Origin of the sequence: Pseudomonas sp. AS2.8, assembly GCF_014190935.1 — a bacterium.
Classification (GTDB): Bacteria; Pseudomonadota; Gammaproteobacteria; order Pseudomonadales; family Pseudomonadaceae; genus Chryseomonas.
This window is the reverse complement of the sequence record NZ_JACHVV010000002.1, coordinates 296,977-312,306: the sequence shown is the minus strand read 5'-3', so window position 1 is coordinate 312,306 and position 15,330 is coordinate 296,977. Positions and strand designations below refer to the sequence as shown.

General features: G+C 64.7%; 18 protein-coding genes and 1 tRNA gene. 10 read left to right on the top strand and 9 right to left on the bottom strand.

The window, feature by feature from the left end:
* Nucleotides 1-138 precede the first annotated feature (138 nt).
* Nucleotides 139-1,197 (top strand): quinolinate synthase NadA, encoded by a 1,059-nt coding sequence (gene nadA / locus FHR73_RS08415; RefSeq protein WP_183630464.1) that lies wholly within the window; start codon nucleotides 139-141, stop codon nucleotides 1,195-1,197.
* Between the two features lie 17 nt (nucleotides 1,198-1,214).
* Here the strand turns inward: nadA and FHR73_RS08410 are convergent, their stop codons facing one another.
* Nucleotides 1,215-2,654: a M48 family metalloprotease gene (locus FHR73_RS08410; protein WP_183630463.1), complete on the bottom strand. Its 1,440-nt coding sequence runs from the start codon at nucleotides 2,652-2,654 to the stop codon at nucleotides 1,215-1,217.
* Nucleotides 2,655-2,750: 96 nt separating this feature from the next.
* Here FHR73_RS08410 and FHR73_RS08405 point away from each other — a divergent pair, with 96 nt between their 5' ends.
* Nucleotides 2,751-3,005 (top strand): sulfurtransferase TusA family protein, encoded by a 255-nt coding sequence (locus FHR73_RS08405; RefSeq protein WP_007162768.1) that lies wholly within the window; start codon nucleotides 2,751-2,753, stop codon nucleotides 3,003-3,005.
* Here FHR73_RS08405 and FHR73_RS08400 read toward each other — a convergent pair whose 3' ends face one another.
* Nucleotides 3,006-3,479, bottom strand: a complete 474-nt coding sequence (locus FHR73_RS08400; protein WP_183630462.1) for a peroxiredoxin — start codon at nucleotides 3,477-3,479, stop codon at nucleotides 3,006-3,008.
* A gap of 22 nt (nucleotides 3,480-3,501) precedes the next feature.
* Nucleotides 3,502-4,062 (bottom strand): glycine cleavage system protein R, encoded by a 561-nt coding sequence (locus tag FHR73_RS08395; RefSeq protein ID WP_007162770.1) that lies wholly within the window; start codon nucleotides 4,060-4,062, stop codon nucleotides 3,502-3,504.
* 154 nt (nucleotides 4,063-4,216) lie between these two features.
* Here FHR73_RS08395 and dapA point away from each other — a divergent pair, with 154 nt between their 5' ends.
* The 5 genes from dapA (at nucleotide 4,217) to FHR73_RS08370 (ending at nucleotide 8,029) form a co-directional block, all read left to right on the top strand.
* The gene (gene dapA / locus FHR73_RS08390; RefSeq protein ID WP_007162771.1) at nucleotides 4,217-5,095 is read left to right on the top strand and encodes a 4-hydroxy-tetrahydrodipicolinate synthase; all 879 of its coding nucleotides are present in this window, start codon (nucleotides 4,217-4,219) and stop codon (nucleotides 5,093-5,095) included.
* Between the two features lie 14 nt (nucleotides 5,096-5,109).
* Entirely contained in the window at nucleotides 5,110-6,294 is a 1,185-nt protein-coding gene (bamC, locus tag FHR73_RS08385) for an outer membrane protein assembly factor BamC (RefSeq protein WP_183630461.1), read from the top strand.
* Nucleotides 6,233-6,991, top strand: coding sequence for an MBL fold metallo-hydrolase (locus tag FHR73_RS08380; RefSeq protein WP_183630460.1), 759 nt, complete (start codon nucleotides 6,233-6,235; stop codon nucleotides 6,989-6,991). The genes bamC and FHR73_RS08380 overlap by 62 nt, the downstream gene beginning before the upstream one ends.
* Before the next feature lie 157 nt (nucleotides 6,992-7,148).
* Nucleotides 7,149-7,859 carry a phosphoribosylaminoimidazolesuccinocarboxamide synthase gene (purC, locus tag FHR73_RS08375; protein WP_183630459.1) on the top strand — a complete coding sequence of 237 codons (711 nt, stop codon included), beginning with the start codon at nucleotides 7,149-7,151 and terminating at the stop codon, nucleotides 7,857-7,859.
* 80 nt (nucleotides 7,860-7,939) lie between these two features.
* Nucleotides 7,940-8,029, top strand: a tRNA-Ser gene (locus FHR73_RS08370).
* Between the two features lie 58 nt (nucleotides 8,030-8,087).
* On the opposite strand, the gene FHR73_RS08365 is transcribed toward FHR73_RS08370, so the two are convergent.
* On the bottom strand, nucleotides 8,088-8,363 hold the full coding sequence (locus FHR73_RS08365; RefSeq protein WP_183630458.1) for a hypothetical protein: 276 nt from the start codon (nucleotides 8,361-8,363) through the stop codon (nucleotides 8,088-8,090).
* Nucleotides 8,364-8,931: 568 nt separating this feature from the next.
* On the opposite strand from FHR73_RS08365, the gene FHR73_RS08360 reads away from it, so the two are divergent.
* The gene (locus FHR73_RS08360; RefSeq protein WP_183630457.1) at nucleotides 8,932-9,402 is read left to right on the top strand and encodes a hypothetical protein; all 471 of its coding nucleotides are present in this window, start codon (nucleotides 8,932-8,934) and stop codon (nucleotides 9,400-9,402) included.
* Between the two features lie 22 nt (nucleotides 9,403-9,424).
* Here FHR73_RS08360 and FHR73_RS08355 read toward each other — a convergent pair whose 3' ends face one another.
* The gene (locus FHR73_RS08355) at nucleotides 9,425-9,631 is read right to left on the bottom strand and encodes a carbon storage regulator (protein ID WP_183630456.1); all 207 of its coding nucleotides are present in this window, start codon (nucleotides 9,629-9,631) and stop codon (nucleotides 9,425-9,427) included.
* 113 nt (nucleotides 9,632-9,744) lie between these two features.
* On the bottom strand, nucleotides 9,745-9,981 hold the full coding sequence (locus tag FHR73_RS08350; protein ID WP_183630455.1) for a hypothetical protein: 237 nt from the start codon (nucleotides 9,979-9,981) through the stop codon (nucleotides 9,745-9,747).
* Between the two features lie 260 nt (nucleotides 9,982-10,241).
* On the opposite strand from FHR73_RS08350, the gene FHR73_RS08345 reads away from it, so the two are divergent.
* Nucleotides 10,242-11,810, top strand: a complete 1,569-nt coding sequence (locus tag FHR73_RS08345) for a catalase (protein ID WP_183630454.1) — start codon at nucleotides 10,242-10,244, stop codon at nucleotides 11,808-11,810.
* A 71-nt stretch (nucleotides 11,811-11,881) separates the two neighbouring features.
* On the opposite strand, the gene rfbD is transcribed toward FHR73_RS08345, so the two are convergent.
* Nucleotides 11,882-12,766: a dTDP-4-dehydrorhamnose reductase gene (rfbD, locus tag FHR73_RS08340; RefSeq protein WP_183630453.1), complete on the bottom strand. Its 885-nt coding sequence runs from the start codon at nucleotides 12,764-12,766 to the stop codon at nucleotides 11,882-11,884.
* A 253-nt stretch (nucleotides 12,767-13,019) separates the two neighbouring features.
* Entirely contained in the window at nucleotides 13,020-13,865 is an 846-nt protein-coding gene (locus tag FHR73_RS08335) for a sigma-54 dependent transcriptional regulator (protein WP_183630452.1), read from the bottom strand.
* 224 nt (nucleotides 13,866-14,089) lie between these two features.
* On the opposite strand from FHR73_RS08335, the gene FHR73_RS08330 reads away from it, so the two are divergent.
* Nucleotides 14,090-14,482, top strand: coding sequence for a hypothetical protein (locus FHR73_RS08330; protein ID WP_183630451.1), 393 nt, complete (start codon nucleotides 14,090-14,092; stop codon nucleotides 14,480-14,482).
* A 4-nt stretch (nucleotides 14,483-14,486) separates the two neighbouring features.
* Here the strand turns inward: FHR73_RS08330 and xth are convergent, their stop codons facing one another.
* Nucleotides 14,487-15,275: an exodeoxyribonuclease III gene (xth, locus tag FHR73_RS08325; protein ID WP_183630450.1), complete on the bottom strand. Its 789-nt coding sequence runs from the start codon at nucleotides 15,273-15,275 to the stop codon at nucleotides 14,487-14,489.
* Nucleotides 15,276-15,330 lie beyond the last annotated feature (55 nt).

Here is a 15,330-nt window from a genome sequence, read left to right as displayed (position 1 = left end):
AGTGAAAAGCCAAGTGTTGCCAGACATTAGCGGCAGATGGCCACTCATCGCGGAGGCTGCCGCCGGCGCCCATAGGGAGTCGGCGAGGATGCTGCTATGATGCGCGGCCTTGACGACCCCCGTTTTCAGGTACCCGCCATGGTGCAGATTTCCGAACGTCTCCTGGTCCAGGCCCATCTGGCCGCCAAGCAGCCCAAGGCGCTCGGGCCGGACGAGATCGCCGCCTACAAGACCGCCATCGCCCGCGAGCTCAAGGCGCAGAACGCGGTGCTGCTCGCCCACTACTACACCGATCCGCTGATCCAGGCCCTGGCCGAGGAGACCGGCGGTTGCGTCGCCGACTCCCTGGAGATGGCCCGCTTCGGCAATCGCCATCCGGCGTCCACCGTGGTGGTGGCCGGGGTCAAGTTCATGGGCGAGACGGCCAAGATTCTCAATCCGGAAAAGCGCGTGCTGATGCCGACCCTGGAGGCCACCTGCTCCCTGGACCTGGGTTGCCCGGTGGAGGAATTCTCCGCCTTCTGCGACCAGCATCCCGAGCGTACCGTGGTGGTCTACGCCAACACCTCGGCCGCGGTGAAGGCTCGCGCGGACTGGGTGGTCACCTCCGGCTGCGCGCTGGACATCGTCGAGCACCTGATGGACAACGACGAGACCATCCTCTGGGCCCCCGATCGCCACCTGGGTCGCTATATCCAGCGCGAGACCGGCGCCGACATGCTGCTGTGGGAAGGTTCCTGCATCGTCCACGAGGAATTCAAGGCGAGCCAGCTGGAGGACCTCAAGCGGCTCTATCCGGAGGCGGCCATCCTGGTGCATCCGGAGTCGCCCGAGGCGGTGATCGAACTGGCCGACCATGTCGGCTCCACCAGCCAGATGATCAAGGCGGCCCAGACGCTGCCCAATCGCCAGTTCATCGTCGCCACCGATCGCGGCATCTTCTACAAGATGCAGCAGGCCTGCCCGGACAAGACCTTCATCGAGGCGCCCACCGCCGGCAACGGCGCCGCCTGTCGCAGCTGCGCCCACTGCCCGTGGATGGCGATGAACACCCTGGAGCGCACCCTCAACTGCCTGCTCGACGGCTCCGGCGAGGTGCTGGTCGATCCGGCGCTCATCCCCCGGGCGGTCAAGCCGCTCAAGCGCATGCTCGACTTCACCCAGGCGCTGCAGCTGCAGGTCAAGGGCAACGCCTGAGGGCGCGGCCCAGCGCGCTAGCGCAGGATCTCTTCGCTCAGCTTGCGCTGGGCGATCATTTCCTGCTGGCGGGCGTCGATCCGCGCGGCCAGCTGATAGTTGCTGGCGGCGCGCTGCTTGGCGAAGCCCAGTTGCTGGATGGCCTGGTTGTAGTCACCGGTGAGGGCGAAGTACTCGGCCCGTGCCTGGTGCACGCCAACCAGGTCCCCGGCCTGGCCGCGTACGTCCGCCGCCTGATTCCACAGATCCGGATCGATCGGGCGCTGCTTGAGCAGTTTGTCGAGCAACTGGCTGGCGGCCCTGGCCTGCTTGGTGCGACCGAGCATGTCCACCTGGGCCAGGCTCACGGCCAGATCGTCCGGATAGAGCTCCAGCAGTCGCTGCACGCGTTTCTGGGCGTCGGGCAGGCGATTGGCGGTGATGTCCAGGTCGACCTGGGCAAGGTTGTAGCTGATCTCGTCCGGCGCCTTGCGCAGCAGCGGCGCCAGGGTGTCACGCGCCTCGTTGAGCTGGCCCTGCTTGGTCAGGCCCATGGCCAGGCCATAGCGGACGGCGTCGTTGTCCGGGTTTTCCTGCAGCTGGGCTCTATAGCGCTTCACCAGCAGGCCGGCGGTTTCCTCGAAATACATCTGGGCACGCACCTTCATCAGCTGGAAGCGCTTGCTGTCCTCGACGCCGCCCTTGGGAAAACGCTCGGCCCGCGCCTGGGTATCGGCGATGCGGCTGTCGGTGACGGGGTGGGTCAGCAGGAATTCCGGCGGGGTACGGTCATAGCGATACTGGCGGGCGAGCCGACCGAACATCTCCGGCATCGCGCGCGGATCGTAGCCGGCGCGCTCCAGATTGACGATGCCGACCCGGTCCGCTTCCTGCTCGTTGAGCCGGGAAAAGCGCAACTGGCTCTGGATGGCCGCCGCCTGGGTGGAGGCAATGGCGGCGATTCCCGCATCGCCGCCGCCCGCGGCCGCAGCCACGATGCCGGCGAGCAGCGCGGCCATCAGCGGCAACTGCATGCGCTGCTGGTTTTCCACCCCGCGGGCGAAGTGGCGCTGGATCAGGTGACCCAGCTCATGGGCCATGACCGCCGCGTACTCGGCTTCGGTCTCCGACTTCAGGAACAGCCCGCCATTGACCCCGATCACCCCGCCGGGCGCGGCGAAGGCGTTGATCTCCGGATCCTTGATCAGGATGAAGACCAGGCGGTGGTCCTGCAGGTCGCTGGTCTCGGCCAGCTTGTAGACGGTCTGTTCGACGAATTGCTTGAGCTGCGGATCGTTGATGGCCGGGACCTGGCCGCGCAACATGCTCAGCCAGGCGCGGCCCATCTGAAACTCCTGCTCGGGCGAGACGATCGAAGAGCTGGCATCGCCCAGTGACGGCAGATCGTTCGCCCCCTGCGCCAGATGGGGCGCGGCGAGCAGCGCCAGGGACAGCAGGGCGGGGCGCAGGACGTTCATGGCAAGACTCGTGGCCGCAAAAGGGCTACTTTAGCGGCCCGCCGTCTGGGTGCCTAGCAAACCCGGGCACTGACGCAGCCCCCAATGGAGAATCCCATGGCCGATCTGAGCCAACCCTACACCGGCGCCGTGACCGCCCAGCTGGACGCCAGCGGCCTGAGCTGCCCCATGCCGCTGCTCAAGGCCAAGCTGGAACTCAATCGCCTGTCTTCCGGCGAGGTGCTGGCCGTGGTGGCGACCGATGCCGGCTCGCAACGCGACTTCCGCACCTTCGCCAAGCTGTCGGGACATGCCCTGGTGGGCGAAGAGGTGGCGGGGGAAACCTTCCGCTACTGGCTGCGCAAGGCCTGATCAGGCCTTGTTCAGCGCCTGGGCGGCGGCCAGCACCTCGGCGACGTGCCCGGGGACCTTCACGCCGCGCCAGATCTGGCGCACCACGCCTTCCCGGTCGATGAGGAAGGTGCTGCGATCCACGCCGATGTAGTCCTTGCCATAGAGCTTCTTCTGCCGCATCACGTCGAACAGCTGGCAGAGGGTCTCGTCCTTGTCGCTGATCAGCTCGAAGGGAAAGCCCTGCTTGGTGCGGAAATTCTCATGGGTGCGCAGGCTGTCACGGCTGACGCCCAGGATCAGGGTGTCGGCCGCCTGGAACTGCTCGTGCAGATCGCGAAAGCCCTGGCCCTGGGTGGTGCAGCCGGGGGTGTTGTCCTTGGGATAGAAGTACAGCACCGCCTGGCGACCGCGCAGGCTGGCGGGCGAGACCTCGAGGCCGCTGGTGGCCTGGGCCTGGAAATCCGGAAGCGGTTGGTCGAGGGTCACGCTCATGGGCAGCTCCTTGCGGGTTCGGTCAGTTGCTCTGCGGCCGCCAGGGCTCGATCAGGGCGTCGAGGTTGAGGGCGTCGGCGAAATCCAGGAACTGATCGCGCAGCCAGCTGATCTGGGTGCCGGCGGGCAGGGTCACGGTGATGGTGGCGTTGAGCATGGTGCCGCCGGTCTGGGGCGCCTGATAGGAGTCGCAGACCAGGTTCTCCACTTCGATCTTGTGGTCGGCGAAGAACTGGCAGAGTTCGTTGAGGATGTCCGGGCGATAGGCGGCGCTGACATAGACGACGTACGGCAGGGCCTGGGGACGATTCTCCAGGGCGGCGCTGCGGGTGACGCCGACGGTGAAGCCGTGGCGCTTGCCGAGGCCGGCGAGGCCGCCTTCGAGGCGCGCCAGGCCGTCCCAGTTGCCGGAGACCTGCAGGATCAGCGCGCTGTATTCCCCGTGTCGGCTCAGCCGGCTGCTGACTACCGCGCAGCGGTTGTCCATGCAGCTGCGGTAGAGCACGTTGGTCAGCTCCATGGGGTTGGCGCCCAGCGCACTGATGACGAGAAATTGTTCGCGAATCGGGGGGGTAGCGGACATTAGGGTTCCTGGCAGGGGGGAAATACAGACTGGCAAAGGCGAAAGGGTAGCGAAAAGCGCTCGCGGGGGGAATGCCCGTTGGGGGCACGTTGCTTGTGCTGGCGCAGAGGCGTCAGTACCATTACCGCTCTCTTTTTCCGGCAGGAGCGGTTGCATGATTGCGGGGAGCATGGTGGCGCTGGTCACCCCTATGGACGCCCAGGGGCGTATCGACTGGGACAACCTGACCAAGCTGGTGGACTTCCATCTCGCCGAAGGCACCGACGCCATCGTCGCGGTGGGCACCTCGGGTGAATCCGCCACGGTCGACGTCGACGAGCACGTGGCCGTGATCCGTCATGTGGTCGAGCAGGTCAAGGGCCGCATCCCGGTGATCGCCGGCACCGGTGGCAATTCCACCCGTGAGGCCATCGACCTGACCCGCGCCGCCAAGGACGCGGGCGCCGACGCCTGTCTGCTGGTCGTGCCCTACTACAACAAGCCGACCCAGGAAGGGCTCTATCAGCACTTCCGCATGATCGCCGAAACCGTCGCCATCCCGCAGATCCTCTACAACGTGCCGGGCCGCACCGCCTGCGACATGCTGGCCGAGACCGTCGAGCGCCTGGCCAAGGTGCCGAACATCATCGGCATCAAGGAAGCCACCGGCGACCTGGCGCGCGCCCGCGACATCCTCTCCCGCGTCGGCAAGGACTTCCTGGTCTACTCGGGCGATGACGCCACCGCCGCCGAACTCATGCTGCTGGGCGGCAAGGGCAACATCTCGGTGACCGCCAACGTCGCGCCGCGCGCCATGAGCGAACTCTGCGCCGCCGCCATGCGGGGCGATGCCGACACCGCACGCGCGCTCAACGAACAGCTGATGCCGCTGCACAAGAATCTGTTCATCGAATCGAATCCGATCCCGGTGAAGTGGGCCCTGCATGAAATGGGCATGATCGACGCCGGTATCCGTCTACCGCTGACCTGGCTCAGCTCGCGCTGCCACGAAGTGGTACGTCAGGCCCTGCGTCAGGCGGGAGTGCTGGCGTGATTAGGAAGCAGTCGATGAAACGTGTTCTGGGTTTGACGACGCTGGCTCTGGCCGTGGCCGTGGCCAGTGGCTGCAGCTGGGTGTGGGGCGAGCATGGCTATTTCCGCGATCGCGGCAATGACTATCTCGAAGCCCGCGAGACCGGCCCCATGCAGGTGCCGACGGATGTCCAGGCCAAGCCGATGGATCCGCTGCTGCCGATCCCGGCCAATGTGGCCGATACCCAGAATCGCTTCTATGGCTTCGAAGTGCCGAAACCCCAGGCGCTGGCCGTCCAGGGCAGTGGCAACGAGCAGTTCAGCGTGCAGCGCAGCGGCAACGCCCGCTGGCTGGCCGCCCAGAAGGTCCCGGCCAACGTCTGGCCGGTGGCCCGTCAGTACCTGACCGACAACGGCTTCCGCATTGCCGAAGAGCGTCCGCAGACCGGTGAGATCATCACCGCCTGGCAGGCGCCCACCGAGCTGTCGACGCCGCTGGCGCGCAGCCTGAGCACCAACGGTCGCCTGCAACCGGGCAACGAGCTGCGCACCCGCCTGCGCATCGAGCCGGGCGTGCAGTCGGGCAGCAGCGAAATCTTCATCCAGACCCAGACCCGCAGCCAGGGCAGCTCCAGCGAGCCGTCCTGGTCCAGCAGCCAGAACAGCTCGGCGCTCGATGACGCCTTGCTGAATCAGGTGCTGGCCGGCCTGGACCGCAGCGAGCAGGGCAGTGGCTCGGTCTCGCTGCTGGCCGCCGGTGGCTACGACACCCCGGAGCGCGTGACCTACGAGGTCGACGGCAGCGGCGTGCCCATGCTGGTGCTGGAAAGCGATCTGAATCGCGCCTGGTCCAGCGTGGGTCGCGCCATCGAAGGCGCCGACATCCGCGTCGACGACATGGATCGCAGCCTGGGCGTCTACTACGTGAACATCGCCGAAGGCGCGCAGAAGCCCGAAGAGCGCAAGCCGGGCTTCTTCGGCCGCCTGTTCGGCAAGGGCGAGACCAAGGAAGAGGAAGACGCCCGCGCACGGCGCTTCCAGGTACGTCTCACCTCGGTGGGCAACACCGTCCAGGTCACCCTGGACAAGACCATCAACACCGCAGCACCCCAGGACATCGCCGAAGGCGTGCTGAAAAAGCTTCAGACGAGCATGCAGTATGCGCTTCGCAATCCTGGGCAGCGGCAGTCGGGGCAACTCGACCCTGGTGCACAGCCATAACAGCTATGTGCTGATCGACTGCGGCTTCTCCCTGCGGGAAGCCGAACGTCGTCTGGCCCGGCTGGGCGTAGTACCTGCCCAGCTGGACGCCGTCCTGGTCACCCACGAACACTCCGATCACGTGCAGGGCGTCGAGCTCCTGGCGCGCAAGCACGGCGTGCCCATCTATTACAGCGCCGGTACCGGGCGCGGTCTGCGCAAGCCGGTGGCGGCCCAGGGCCTGCTGGTGGACGGCGAACGGCTGGTGCTGGATGCCCTGGAAGTGACGGTGGTGCAGGTGTCCCACGACGCCCTGGAGCCGACCCAGTTCGTCTTCGACGACGGCCGCAAGCGCCTGGGCGTGCTCACCGATCTCGGCGAGGCGACCCCTGGAGTGCTGGCGCATTACCGTGGCCTGGATGCCCTGGTGATCGAAGCCAACCACGACAGCAACATGCTCGCCGCGGGGCCCTATCCCTATCACCTCAAGGCGCGGGTCGGCGGGGTGCGCGGGCATCTCAACAACCGGCAATCGGCCGAGCTGGTGATGGAGCTGGCCTGTCCGGGCCTGCAGCATCTTGTGCTCGCCCACCTGAGCGAGAAGAACAACAACCCCTGGCTCGCCCGCGCCTGTTTCACCAACGTACTGGGCTGCGACGCGGACTGGCTGCAGATCGCCGATCAACAGCAGGGGCTGGAGTGGCAGGCCATCGCCTGAGGCGCTGACCAGGTTTTCTTTAGCGGCCGGGCGTTGCTGTACGGCCAAAAGATCCACGATCCTATGTAAACTGCGCTTCCCGGCTGTACTCGTTCCGAACCGGTCGTCTCACCTGCGTTCGTCCACAGCCTGCAAGCCATTCGAACCGGAGTCCAAGATGGAAAAACGCGCAGAACTCTACCGTGGCAAGGCCAAGTCGGTATTCACCACCGACGATCCCGATCGCCTGGTCCTGTTGTTCCGCAACGACACCTCTGCCTTCGATGGCGAGCGCATCGAGCAGCTCGAGCGCAAGGGCATGGTGAACAACAAGTTCAATGCCTTCGTCATGCAGAAGCTGGAAGCCGCCGGTATCCCCACCCAGTTCGAGCAGCTGCTGGGCGACAACGAATGCCTGGTCAAGAAGCTCGAGATGATTCCGGTGGAGTGCGTGGTGCGCAACTTCGCCGCCGGCAGCCTGGTGCGCCGCCTGGGCGTGGAAGAGGGCCTGGAGCTGACGCCGCCGACCTTCGAACTCTTCCTGAAGAACGATGCGCTGCACGATCCGATGGTCAACGAAAGCCATGTCCAGGCCTTTGGCTGGGCCACCCTCGACCAGCTGGCCGAGATGAAGGCGCTGACCTTCCGCATCAACGACATCCTCAAGCAGCTGTTCGACGACGCCGGCCTGCTGCTGGTGGACTTCAAGCTGGAGTTCGGCCTGTTCCACGGCAAGGTGGTGCTGGGCGATGAATTCAGCCCGGACGGCAGCCGCCTGTGGGACAAGGAAACCCGCAAGAAGATGGACAAGGATCGCTTCCGCCAGGGTCTGGGCGGCGTGATCGAGGCCTACGAAGAGGTCGCCCAGCGCCTGGGCGTCCAGCTCTAAACGCAAGCCGCTGATACCAGAGCTTTTTTTGCAATTGCTTGTTCGCTTTTGCGCGCATGGCTGGTATCATGCGCCGCGTTGGAGAGATGCCGGAGTGGTCGAACGGGACGGATTCGAAATCCGTTGAGTCAGCAATGGCTCCTAGGGTTCAAATCCCTATCTCTCCGCCAAATGCGAAAACCCCGAGCGTGCCAGGCACCTCGGGGTTTTTTATTGGCCGGATTTCGGCTAGCCCGCCTCGTTCCTGTCCGAGGCCGCCACGGGGCCCGCGTCGGTATCCGCCAGGCGCTGACCGGAGAATTCCTGCAGGCGCTGGTAACGGTCCAGCCACAAGCCCAGTTCCAAGGCCAGGGTCTTGCGCTCCAGTGGAGAGAGCACGTCCAGCCCCTGGCGGATGACCCTCTCGGCATAGTGGATGGCCGCCAGTTGCCCGGTCGTGCGGGCAGGGCAGTTGCTGATGGCATAGCGGAGCGCTTCATTGAAGTCGCTATCCAGGCCGGACATAAGGGATCCTTGAGTCGCTAAGGGCTTCTTCAAACAGCTGTGTCTCGACCACGGTCTTGGCGGCAAGGCCTCTTCAGCTCGTCTGCGCAGGCTGCTCATGGACAGCGCCGGCAGACGCCGAGCGGGCCTTGCAAGTCCTTGTCAGGAAAGCCTTTTCAGGTGATCAAGACGCTGATGTTGGCTGAATACTAGTCCGCTGCAGCGGCTGGAAGCAGGCGATATCGAGTCGCCTGATAGGCGGTAGCAAAAGCTGTACCCGTCTTGTATTCGGCTCTGGCGCGGTGGTTTGCCCCGGTCAGACGCGGATTATTCGCCGAGCAGGATCGCCGGCATCTTGTATCGAAGTTGGACGAAGCCGCGGCTGATTCGGCAGCCAAGGCAGCGATTTGCGCGGCAGCTGCATGCCGTCGAGCGGTAGTGATCGGCGTCCGGGAATGGCTGGACGCCTCGGGCAAATGGAGCGATGCTGGAAACGTACGCCTCAGAGCGTGCGATCTCCGATGGCCGAGCAGCAGGCGGCGGTCGTTGGACGATGGCTTCGGCGCATAACAATAAGAGGAGTCGAGCGATGTTCTACAAGGTCAGCGTGTATTCCCGGCCTGAAGATCGTGGGCTGCTGGTGTGGCGGTGGAAGAAGCAGTTTCTCGGTGAGTGGGTGGAGTCGCGTCAGGAATTCGAGGATTGCGACCACTGCGTCCACCACGCCCTGCAGGACGCCAAGGGGCAGAGCGTTCACCTCGAAACCGATCGCTGCACCCTCTATCGTTACCGCTTCGAAAGCATGCTGCACCAATATGGCAGCTGCTATTGCCTGAGCGGCGGCCGCTCGGCCGAAGCCGTTCTGGACCTCATCGCCCAGATCGAGGAGCGCCACAACGTCATCGTGCTGCGCAACGGGCAGCCGTTCTTCGCCCACTATCGTGCGGATCTACAAGCCGAAGGAACGCTGGCTCCCGAACTCTGGCAGGGTGTGGAATGGCGCGGACTGGAAGGGCGCTTCGAGTACGTGCGCAATCGCAATTCGCCCTGGTCCAGATAGTGCCTGGCGGTCACCGGCCGACCTAGAAGGGCAGCAACTCCTGACGCATGATGCTGATGTCGGTAGGCGCCTGGACGCCTACCTGCACGCGATCGCCCTGCACCTTGAGAATGCGGATATTGATGCCGCCATTGAACAGCAGATCCAGCAGCCGTTCTTCATCGGCTCCCGGTTTGAGGGATAGATTGATGATTTCGTCGGTACGACGGGTCAAGACCAGATAGGACATGAGCATCCCTGCCATGATTTCAGGGCGCCGATGATAACCAGTTCCGCTCCGTGTGAGAATCAGTAGGCAGATTGTTAGCGCTACGCCAGGTTCCTGGCGCAGGTCCCGGGCCGCTACCGACGCCCCAGTTGCCAACGGCGCCCCACGAACCCCAGGCCTCCCGAGACCATCACCAACAGGTTGATGGTATTGGTCGCCCCACTGCCGTGATAGCCCGCGATGATGGCGATCAGGGTGGCCAGGGCCCAGACGGAGATGGCGGCGGCCACGGCGGCGGCCATTTCATTGAAATCGGATTTCCGCGCCGATCTCGAATAGGGACGGGCGTCGCTTTCGTATTCTTCTGGCATGGGAGGCTCCTGCTGCTGTTCTTGTTGGAGAGTATCGCCAGGAATCTTATCGACTGCTGATGAACAGTCTGGATGGGATCGATAGCGCGATCAGCGATTTTTTCCGCTGAACGGACAAGAGGTGTCGGCTAGAGCCCTGGGTGGTAGGCGGAAGCGGCGGTGGCGCCGTTTCGTCTCAGGACAGCTCGTCTGACGGCCGACAACTGCGGCGGCCAGGTCCGGTCACCTCTGTGTTCGACGTGACTAGCCTGGAGACCAACATGAGCGACGCCAAGATCACTCTCACGACCCGCCAGGGTCATCCGGTACGGGACAATCAGAGCCTGCGCAGTGTGGGCGAACGGGGGCCCGCCACGCTGGAAAACTACCAGTTCATCGAGAAGATCACCCATTTCGATCGGGAACGGGTGCCCGAGCGGGTAGTGCATGCCCGGGGCACTGCCGCCCATGGCTGGTTCGAAGCCTATGGCACCATCGGCGACGAGCCCGCCAGCCGCTACACCTGTGCCAAGGTGCTGACCAAAACCGGGGTGAAGACGCCGGTCTTCCTGAGATTTTCCACCGTCATCGGCGCCAAGGAGTCGCCCGAGACCGCGCGCGATCCGCGCGGTTTCGCGATCAAGTTCTACACCGAGGACGGCAACTGGGATCTGGTGGGCAACAACCTGAAGGTGTTCTTCATTCGCGACGCCATCAAGTTTCCCGACATGATCCATGCCTTCAAGCCCGACCCCATCACCAATCGCCAGGAGCCCTGGCGCTTCTACGACTTCGTCCAGCATCACCCGGAAGCCCTGCACATGGTGACCTGGGTGAAGAGCCCCTGGGGCATCCCGGCGGACTATCGGCACATGCAGGGTTCGAGTGTGAATACCTACAAGCTGGTCAACGAACAGAGCGTGGCGGTGCTGTGCAAGTTCTCCTTCGAGCCCAAACAGGGCATCCGGAACCTCACCAGCGAGCAGGCGGCGGAAATCCAGAAATACGACGTGGGTCATGCCAGTCGCGATCTCTACGATGCCATCGAGCGCGGCGATCATCCCGAGTGGGAGATGTGCGTGCAGATCATGGCGGACGAGGCGCACGACAAATTGCCCTTCGATCCCTTGGATGACACCAAGCGCTGGCCGGAGGACCAGTTTCCCCTGCTGCCGGTAGGCCGGCTGGTACTGGATCGCAATCCGTCCAACGTCTTCGCCGAAACCGAACAGGCCGCCTTCGGCACCGGGGTGCTGGTGGAGGGCATCGACTTTTCCGACGACAAGATGCTGCAGGGGCGGACCCTGTCCTATTCCGATACCCAGCGCTATCGGGTCGGCGCCAACTATCTGCAGTTGCCGATCAATGCCCCCAAATGCCCCTATGCGACTAATCAGCGCGATGGCCAGATGGCGCTGCAGGTGGATCGCAGCGGGAGCAATCCCCATGTGAACTACGAACCCAGCTCCCAGGGTGGCCTGCGCGAAGCGCCCCGGCCGCAGCACGAGTATCGCCAGTGGATCGAGGGGCATCTGGGGCGCTATCAATCCCGCAAGACGGCCGCCGACTACCAGCAGACCGGTGCGCGCTATCGCAGCTTCGAAGACTGGGAGCGGGACGATCTCATCGCCAATTTGGTCGCGGATATGCAGGCCTGTCCCGAGGACATCCAGCTGCGGATGGTCTGGCACTTCTGGCATTGCGATCCGGACTACGGCACCCGGGTAGCCCAGGGCGCCGGCATCGATCTGGAAAGAGCCAAGGCGCTACCGAATCTGCCTGGCCACCCTGCGCCCAACGAAGACGTGGCCGAGCCCACCTATCAGGGCGGTGAACGGGAGCGCCAGTGAGAGGACGCGCCCCTACCTGACCTTCGAGCTGGGGCGACCCGGCGGACGGCAGCCGCCAGGGTCCTGCACGCTCAATTCAGCGTTCTGTTGCGCTCGAACAACGCCCAGCAGCGGTCGAAGTCGGCCTGCCAGTCCGGCAAGGCGGTCGGCAGGACCGCCTCGACCTTGCGGCAGTCCAGGCAGGAATAGAGCGGTCGCGCCGCCGGGGTAGGGTAGTGTTCGGTCGTGGTGGGATAGAGGCGGGCGCGTAGCTCGCCGCGTTGCGCCAGGCGCTCGGCGATGGCGGCTGCGAAGCCGTACCAGGAAGTCTGGCCGGCATTGGTCAGGTGATAGAGGCCGCCGACATCGCCCTGCTCCAGCAGGCGTTCGACCAGCTGGCGCGTGGCGGTGGCGATGGTGGGTGCCCAGGTGGGAGCGCCGAGCTGATCCTCCACCACATGGAGTTCGTCACGCTCGGCCAGCAGCTGGCGCATGGTATTGAAGAAGCACTGGCCGTCATGGGAATAGACCCAGGAGGTGCGCAGCACCAGCGCGCGACCTCCGGCTGCCAGCACCGCCTCTTCACCCGCCAGCTTGGAGCGGCCATAGACGCTCAGGGGCGCCGGGCTGCAGGCCTCGGTGTAGGGTTGGCGGCGGCTGCCGTCGAAGACGTAATCGGATGAGTAGTGCACGAAGGGGATATCCCGTTCGCGCGCCAGCTCGGCCAGGATCTGTGGCGCGCGGGCGTTGATGGCCTCGGCGCGCTCGACGTCCTCTTCGGCCTGATCCACGGCGGTATAGGCCGCGGCGTTGAGGATGAGGTCGGGTTCCAGACGCTCGAACGCCGCCCGCAGTTGTCCGGTCTGGGCGAGGTCCAGATCCGCTTGACCGAGCACGGTCAATTGATGGGTGCTACCGAACTCGCGCTGCAAGGCGCGTGAAACCTGGCCGGAACGACCAGTGATCACAATATTCATGAAACCATGCCTGAACGCCTTCAATTGAAGGCGTAATCCAAAGTAGTCGATCGCTGAAAAGCCGCGGGCTTTTCCTGCACGAACCAAAACCTGCCGCACGAGGCGACAAATCGAGGTTTCCGGTCACCTTTCCGGAGAAAGGTGGCAGCCGCTGGCTATGGCGGAGTGGGCATCGACTGATTGGACAGGGCGGTCATGGTAGGACTCGAGCAAAATGGCGTACGCGGCTAGGACTGCCGTCTGTCGGCGGAGTTCAGCGCGTAGCGGCGGACGAAGGCAGCAGCTTGCCAAGCTGGAGCCCCGACGTCGAGGCAGTTAGCAGGGCGGTATGGAGAACCTGTTCAAGTTCGCGGACGTTTCCTGGCCAGGGATAGGCGAGCAGCGCCGTTTCGTCCTGGGCGGTCAGCTCGGGCGCGGTGCGGTCGAGGCGATCCGCATGCTGCTGAAGGAAGTGCCGGGCCAGGGGCAGCAGGTCGGCCGGGCGCTCGCGCAGCGGCGGCACGGGCACCAGACCCGGCGCGAGGAGCGCCCAGAGGCTCGTGGAGAAGTTGCCAGCCTCGACCGCCCGTGCCAGGTCCACACTGGAACCGGCGATCAGGCGGACATCCACGGGCGTGCGCACGCTACTGCCCAGGCGCAGGATGCTGCCATCCAGCAGCACCTCCACCAGCGCCTCCTGCAATGCGCCAGGCAGGTCGGCGATCTCGTCGAGATAGAGGCTGCCTCCATGGGCGGTGCCGAACCAGCCCACGCGGCTGCCAGAGGTACCGGCATAGGCTCGGGGAACATAGCCGAACAGTTCGGCAGCACCATGGCGGCGACTGAGCGAGGCACAATTCAGACTGCTGAACAGCCCCGTCCTGCCGCTGCGTTCGTGTAGCCGGCGTGCCAGCAGCTCACGTCCGGTTCCCCATTCGCCCACCAGCACCACGGGGTGGGGCTGAGGCGCCCGCTCATCCAGTTGTTCGAGCAGCTGTCGGGAGCGCGGATCGGCGAAGGCCAGCGCCTTGGCGCGGATGGTCAGGGCGCTTTGCTGATCTGCGGGAACGATAAGGAGGTCGGGCGAGAGCGTGGGCATGGCGAAGTCATAGGCAGTCAAAGCAGCATCCTATCCCCTGAGCGGTTATGCCAAAAAATAAGCTTTCGCTATGCAATTATCGCTTTTGGTTATTTCAGGGTGATAGATTTGCCTGATGGCGGTAAGTCGAGGAATCCGGGCACTGGTCCGAGGGTCTGCCAAAAGACCGGGTACAGCTGCCACTATCGCCAGGGTGGAGCGGCCGGGCCCTCTCTGGCGCCCTGAAGAAGAGGAATTGAATTCGGATGCCTTCCCTGCGTGCGCCCTGTCCCGCTGGCGTCTGCACCTGCGAGCGTGAAGCCGTGCTGGCGGATTCCGCCGCCGATGCGCGGGCGCTCCTGCTCAATCGCCAGGAAGAGCAGCGGCTGCTGGAGCGCCTGGAAAACGTCGCCAGCGTGGCCGATCTGCAACGCCTGCAGCAGCGCCTGCAGGAGCAGCTCGGCATCCGCCTGGACATCGAGCCGGGACCGGGAGAGGTGCGCAGCGCACGTGGCCTGCTCATCGAGCTGCAGCCACGACCGGGGCTGTGTCGCAAGCTCCATCAGTCGATACCGGCGGCCGTGCGCCGTGGCCTCAACCAGCACCCGGAGGTGCTCTTCGCGCTGCTCAATGCCAACGACCTGCTGCGAGACGCCTGAATGCTCAGCGAGGCGGCTTGAAGCGGATCCAGGTGGGGGCGTGGTCGCTGGTCTTTTCCAGGTCGCGTACCCAGCGATGCACCCCGGCGTCCTGCAAGGCGTCCTGCAGCTTCGGACTCAGCAGCAGATGGTCGATGCGCAGACCCGAATTGCGCTGCCAGCGTTGGCGGAAGTAGTCCCAGTAGGTGTAGATCGCCTCGTCCGGATGGCAGGCACGCAGGGCGTCCAGCCAGCCCTGGCCCAGCAGACGTTCGAAACAGGCACGACTCTCGGGTTGCAGCAGGGCGTCCTTGTGCCAGGACTTGGGATCGTAGATGTCCCTGTCGGTAGGCACCACGTTGTAGTCACCCGCCAGCACCACGGGATGGCCACTTTCGCTCAGCCCCTGGGCATGGTCGATGAAGCGCTCGAACCAGGTCAGCTTGTAGTCGAACTTGGGACCCGGCCAGGGATTGCCGTTGGGTAGATAGAGGCTGGCCACCACCACGCCTTTTACCGCCGCCTCCAGATAGCGGCGTTGCGGATCATCGGCCATTCCCGGCAGGCCCCGGCGAATCTCCAGTGGCTGGTCGTCACGCGCCAGGATGGCGACCCCGTTCCAGGAAGGCTGACCGTCCCACAGCGCACCGTAGCCCGCAGCTTCCAGTTCCGCCTGCGGGAAGTCGGCAGACTTCGCCTTCAGTTCCTGCAGGCAGACGATATCGGGCTGCTCCCGCTCCAGCCACTGCAGAAGGATGGGCAGCCGGGCGCGAATGCCGTTGACGTTATAGGTCGCGAGGGTAAGGGAGGTCATGGCGTGCTCCGGAAAGGGTTATAGCCATGACCCGGGCGAGATATGGGCAGTTCCT

What these genes read in the sequence shown, in the direction of transcription:
- FHR73_RS08395 (WP_007162770.1), bottom strand. Translation starts at nt 4,062, where the DNA reads ATGTCCGCTACCCCCCCGATTCGCGAACAATTTCTCGTCATCAGTGCG.
- bamC (WP_183630461.1), top strand. Translation starts at nt 5,110, where the DNA reads ATGAAACGTGTTCTGGGTTTGACGACGCTGGCTCTGGCCGTGGCCGTG.
- FHR73_RS08350 (WP_183630455.1), bottom strand. Translation starts at nt 9,981, where the DNA reads ATGCCAGAAGAATACGAAAGCGACGCCCGTCCCTATTCGAGATCGGCG.
- nadA (WP_183630464.1), top strand. Translation starts at nt 139, where the DNA reads ATGGTGCAGATTTCCGAACGTCTCCTGGTCCAGGCCCATCTGGCCGCC.
- rfbD (WP_183630453.1), bottom strand. Translation starts at nt 12,766, where the DNA reads ATGAATATTGTGATCACTGGTCGTTCCGGCCAGGTTTCACGCGCCTTG.
- purC (WP_183630459.1), top strand. Translation starts at nt 7,149, where the DNA reads ATGGAAAAACGCGCAGAACTCTACCGTGGCAAGGCCAAGTCGGTATTC.
- FHR73_RS08400 (WP_183630462.1), bottom strand. Translation starts at nt 3,479, where the DNA reads ATGAGCGTGACCCTCGACCAACCGCTTCCGGATTTCCAGGCCCAGGCC.
- FHR73_RS08410 (WP_183630463.1), bottom strand. Translation starts at nt 2,654, where the DNA reads ATGAACGTCCTGCGCCCCGCCCTGCTGTCCCTGGCGCTGCTCGCCGCG.
- xth (WP_183630450.1), bottom strand. Translation starts at nt 15,275, where the DNA reads ATGACCTCCCTTACCCTCGCGACCTATAACGTCAACGGCATTCGCGCC.
- dapA (WP_007162771.1), top strand. Translation starts at nt 4,217, where the DNA reads ATGATTGCGGGGAGCATGGTGGCGCTGGTCACCCCTATGGACGCCCAG.
- FHR73_RS08380 (WP_183630460.1), top strand. Translation starts at nt 6,233, where the DNA reads ATGCGCTTCGCAATCCTGGGCAGCGGCAGTCGGGGCAACTCGACCCTG.
- FHR73_RS08330 (WP_183630451.1), top strand. Translation starts at nt 14,090, where the DNA reads ATGCCTTCCCTGCGTGCGCCCTGTCCCGCTGGCGTCTGCACCTGCGAG.
- FHR73_RS08365 (WP_183630458.1), bottom strand. Translation starts at nt 8,363, where the DNA reads ATGTCCGGCCTGGATAGCGACTTCAATGAAGCGCTCCGCTATGCCATC.
- FHR73_RS08355 (WP_183630456.1), bottom strand. Translation starts at nt 9,631, where the DNA reads ATGTCCTATCTGGTCTTGACCCGTCGTACCGACGAAATCATCAATCTA.
- FHR73_RS08345 (WP_183630454.1), top strand. Translation starts at nt 10,242, where the DNA reads ATGAGCGACGCCAAGATCACTCTCACGACCCGCCAGGGTCATCCGGTA.
- FHR73_RS08405 (WP_007162768.1), top strand. Translation starts at nt 2,751, where the DNA reads ATGGCCGATCTGAGCCAACCCTACACCGGCGCCGTGACCGCCCAGCTG.
- FHR73_RS08360 (WP_183630457.1), top strand. Translation starts at nt 8,932, where the DNA reads ATGTTCTACAAGGTCAGCGTGTATTCCCGGCCTGAAGATCGTGGGCTG.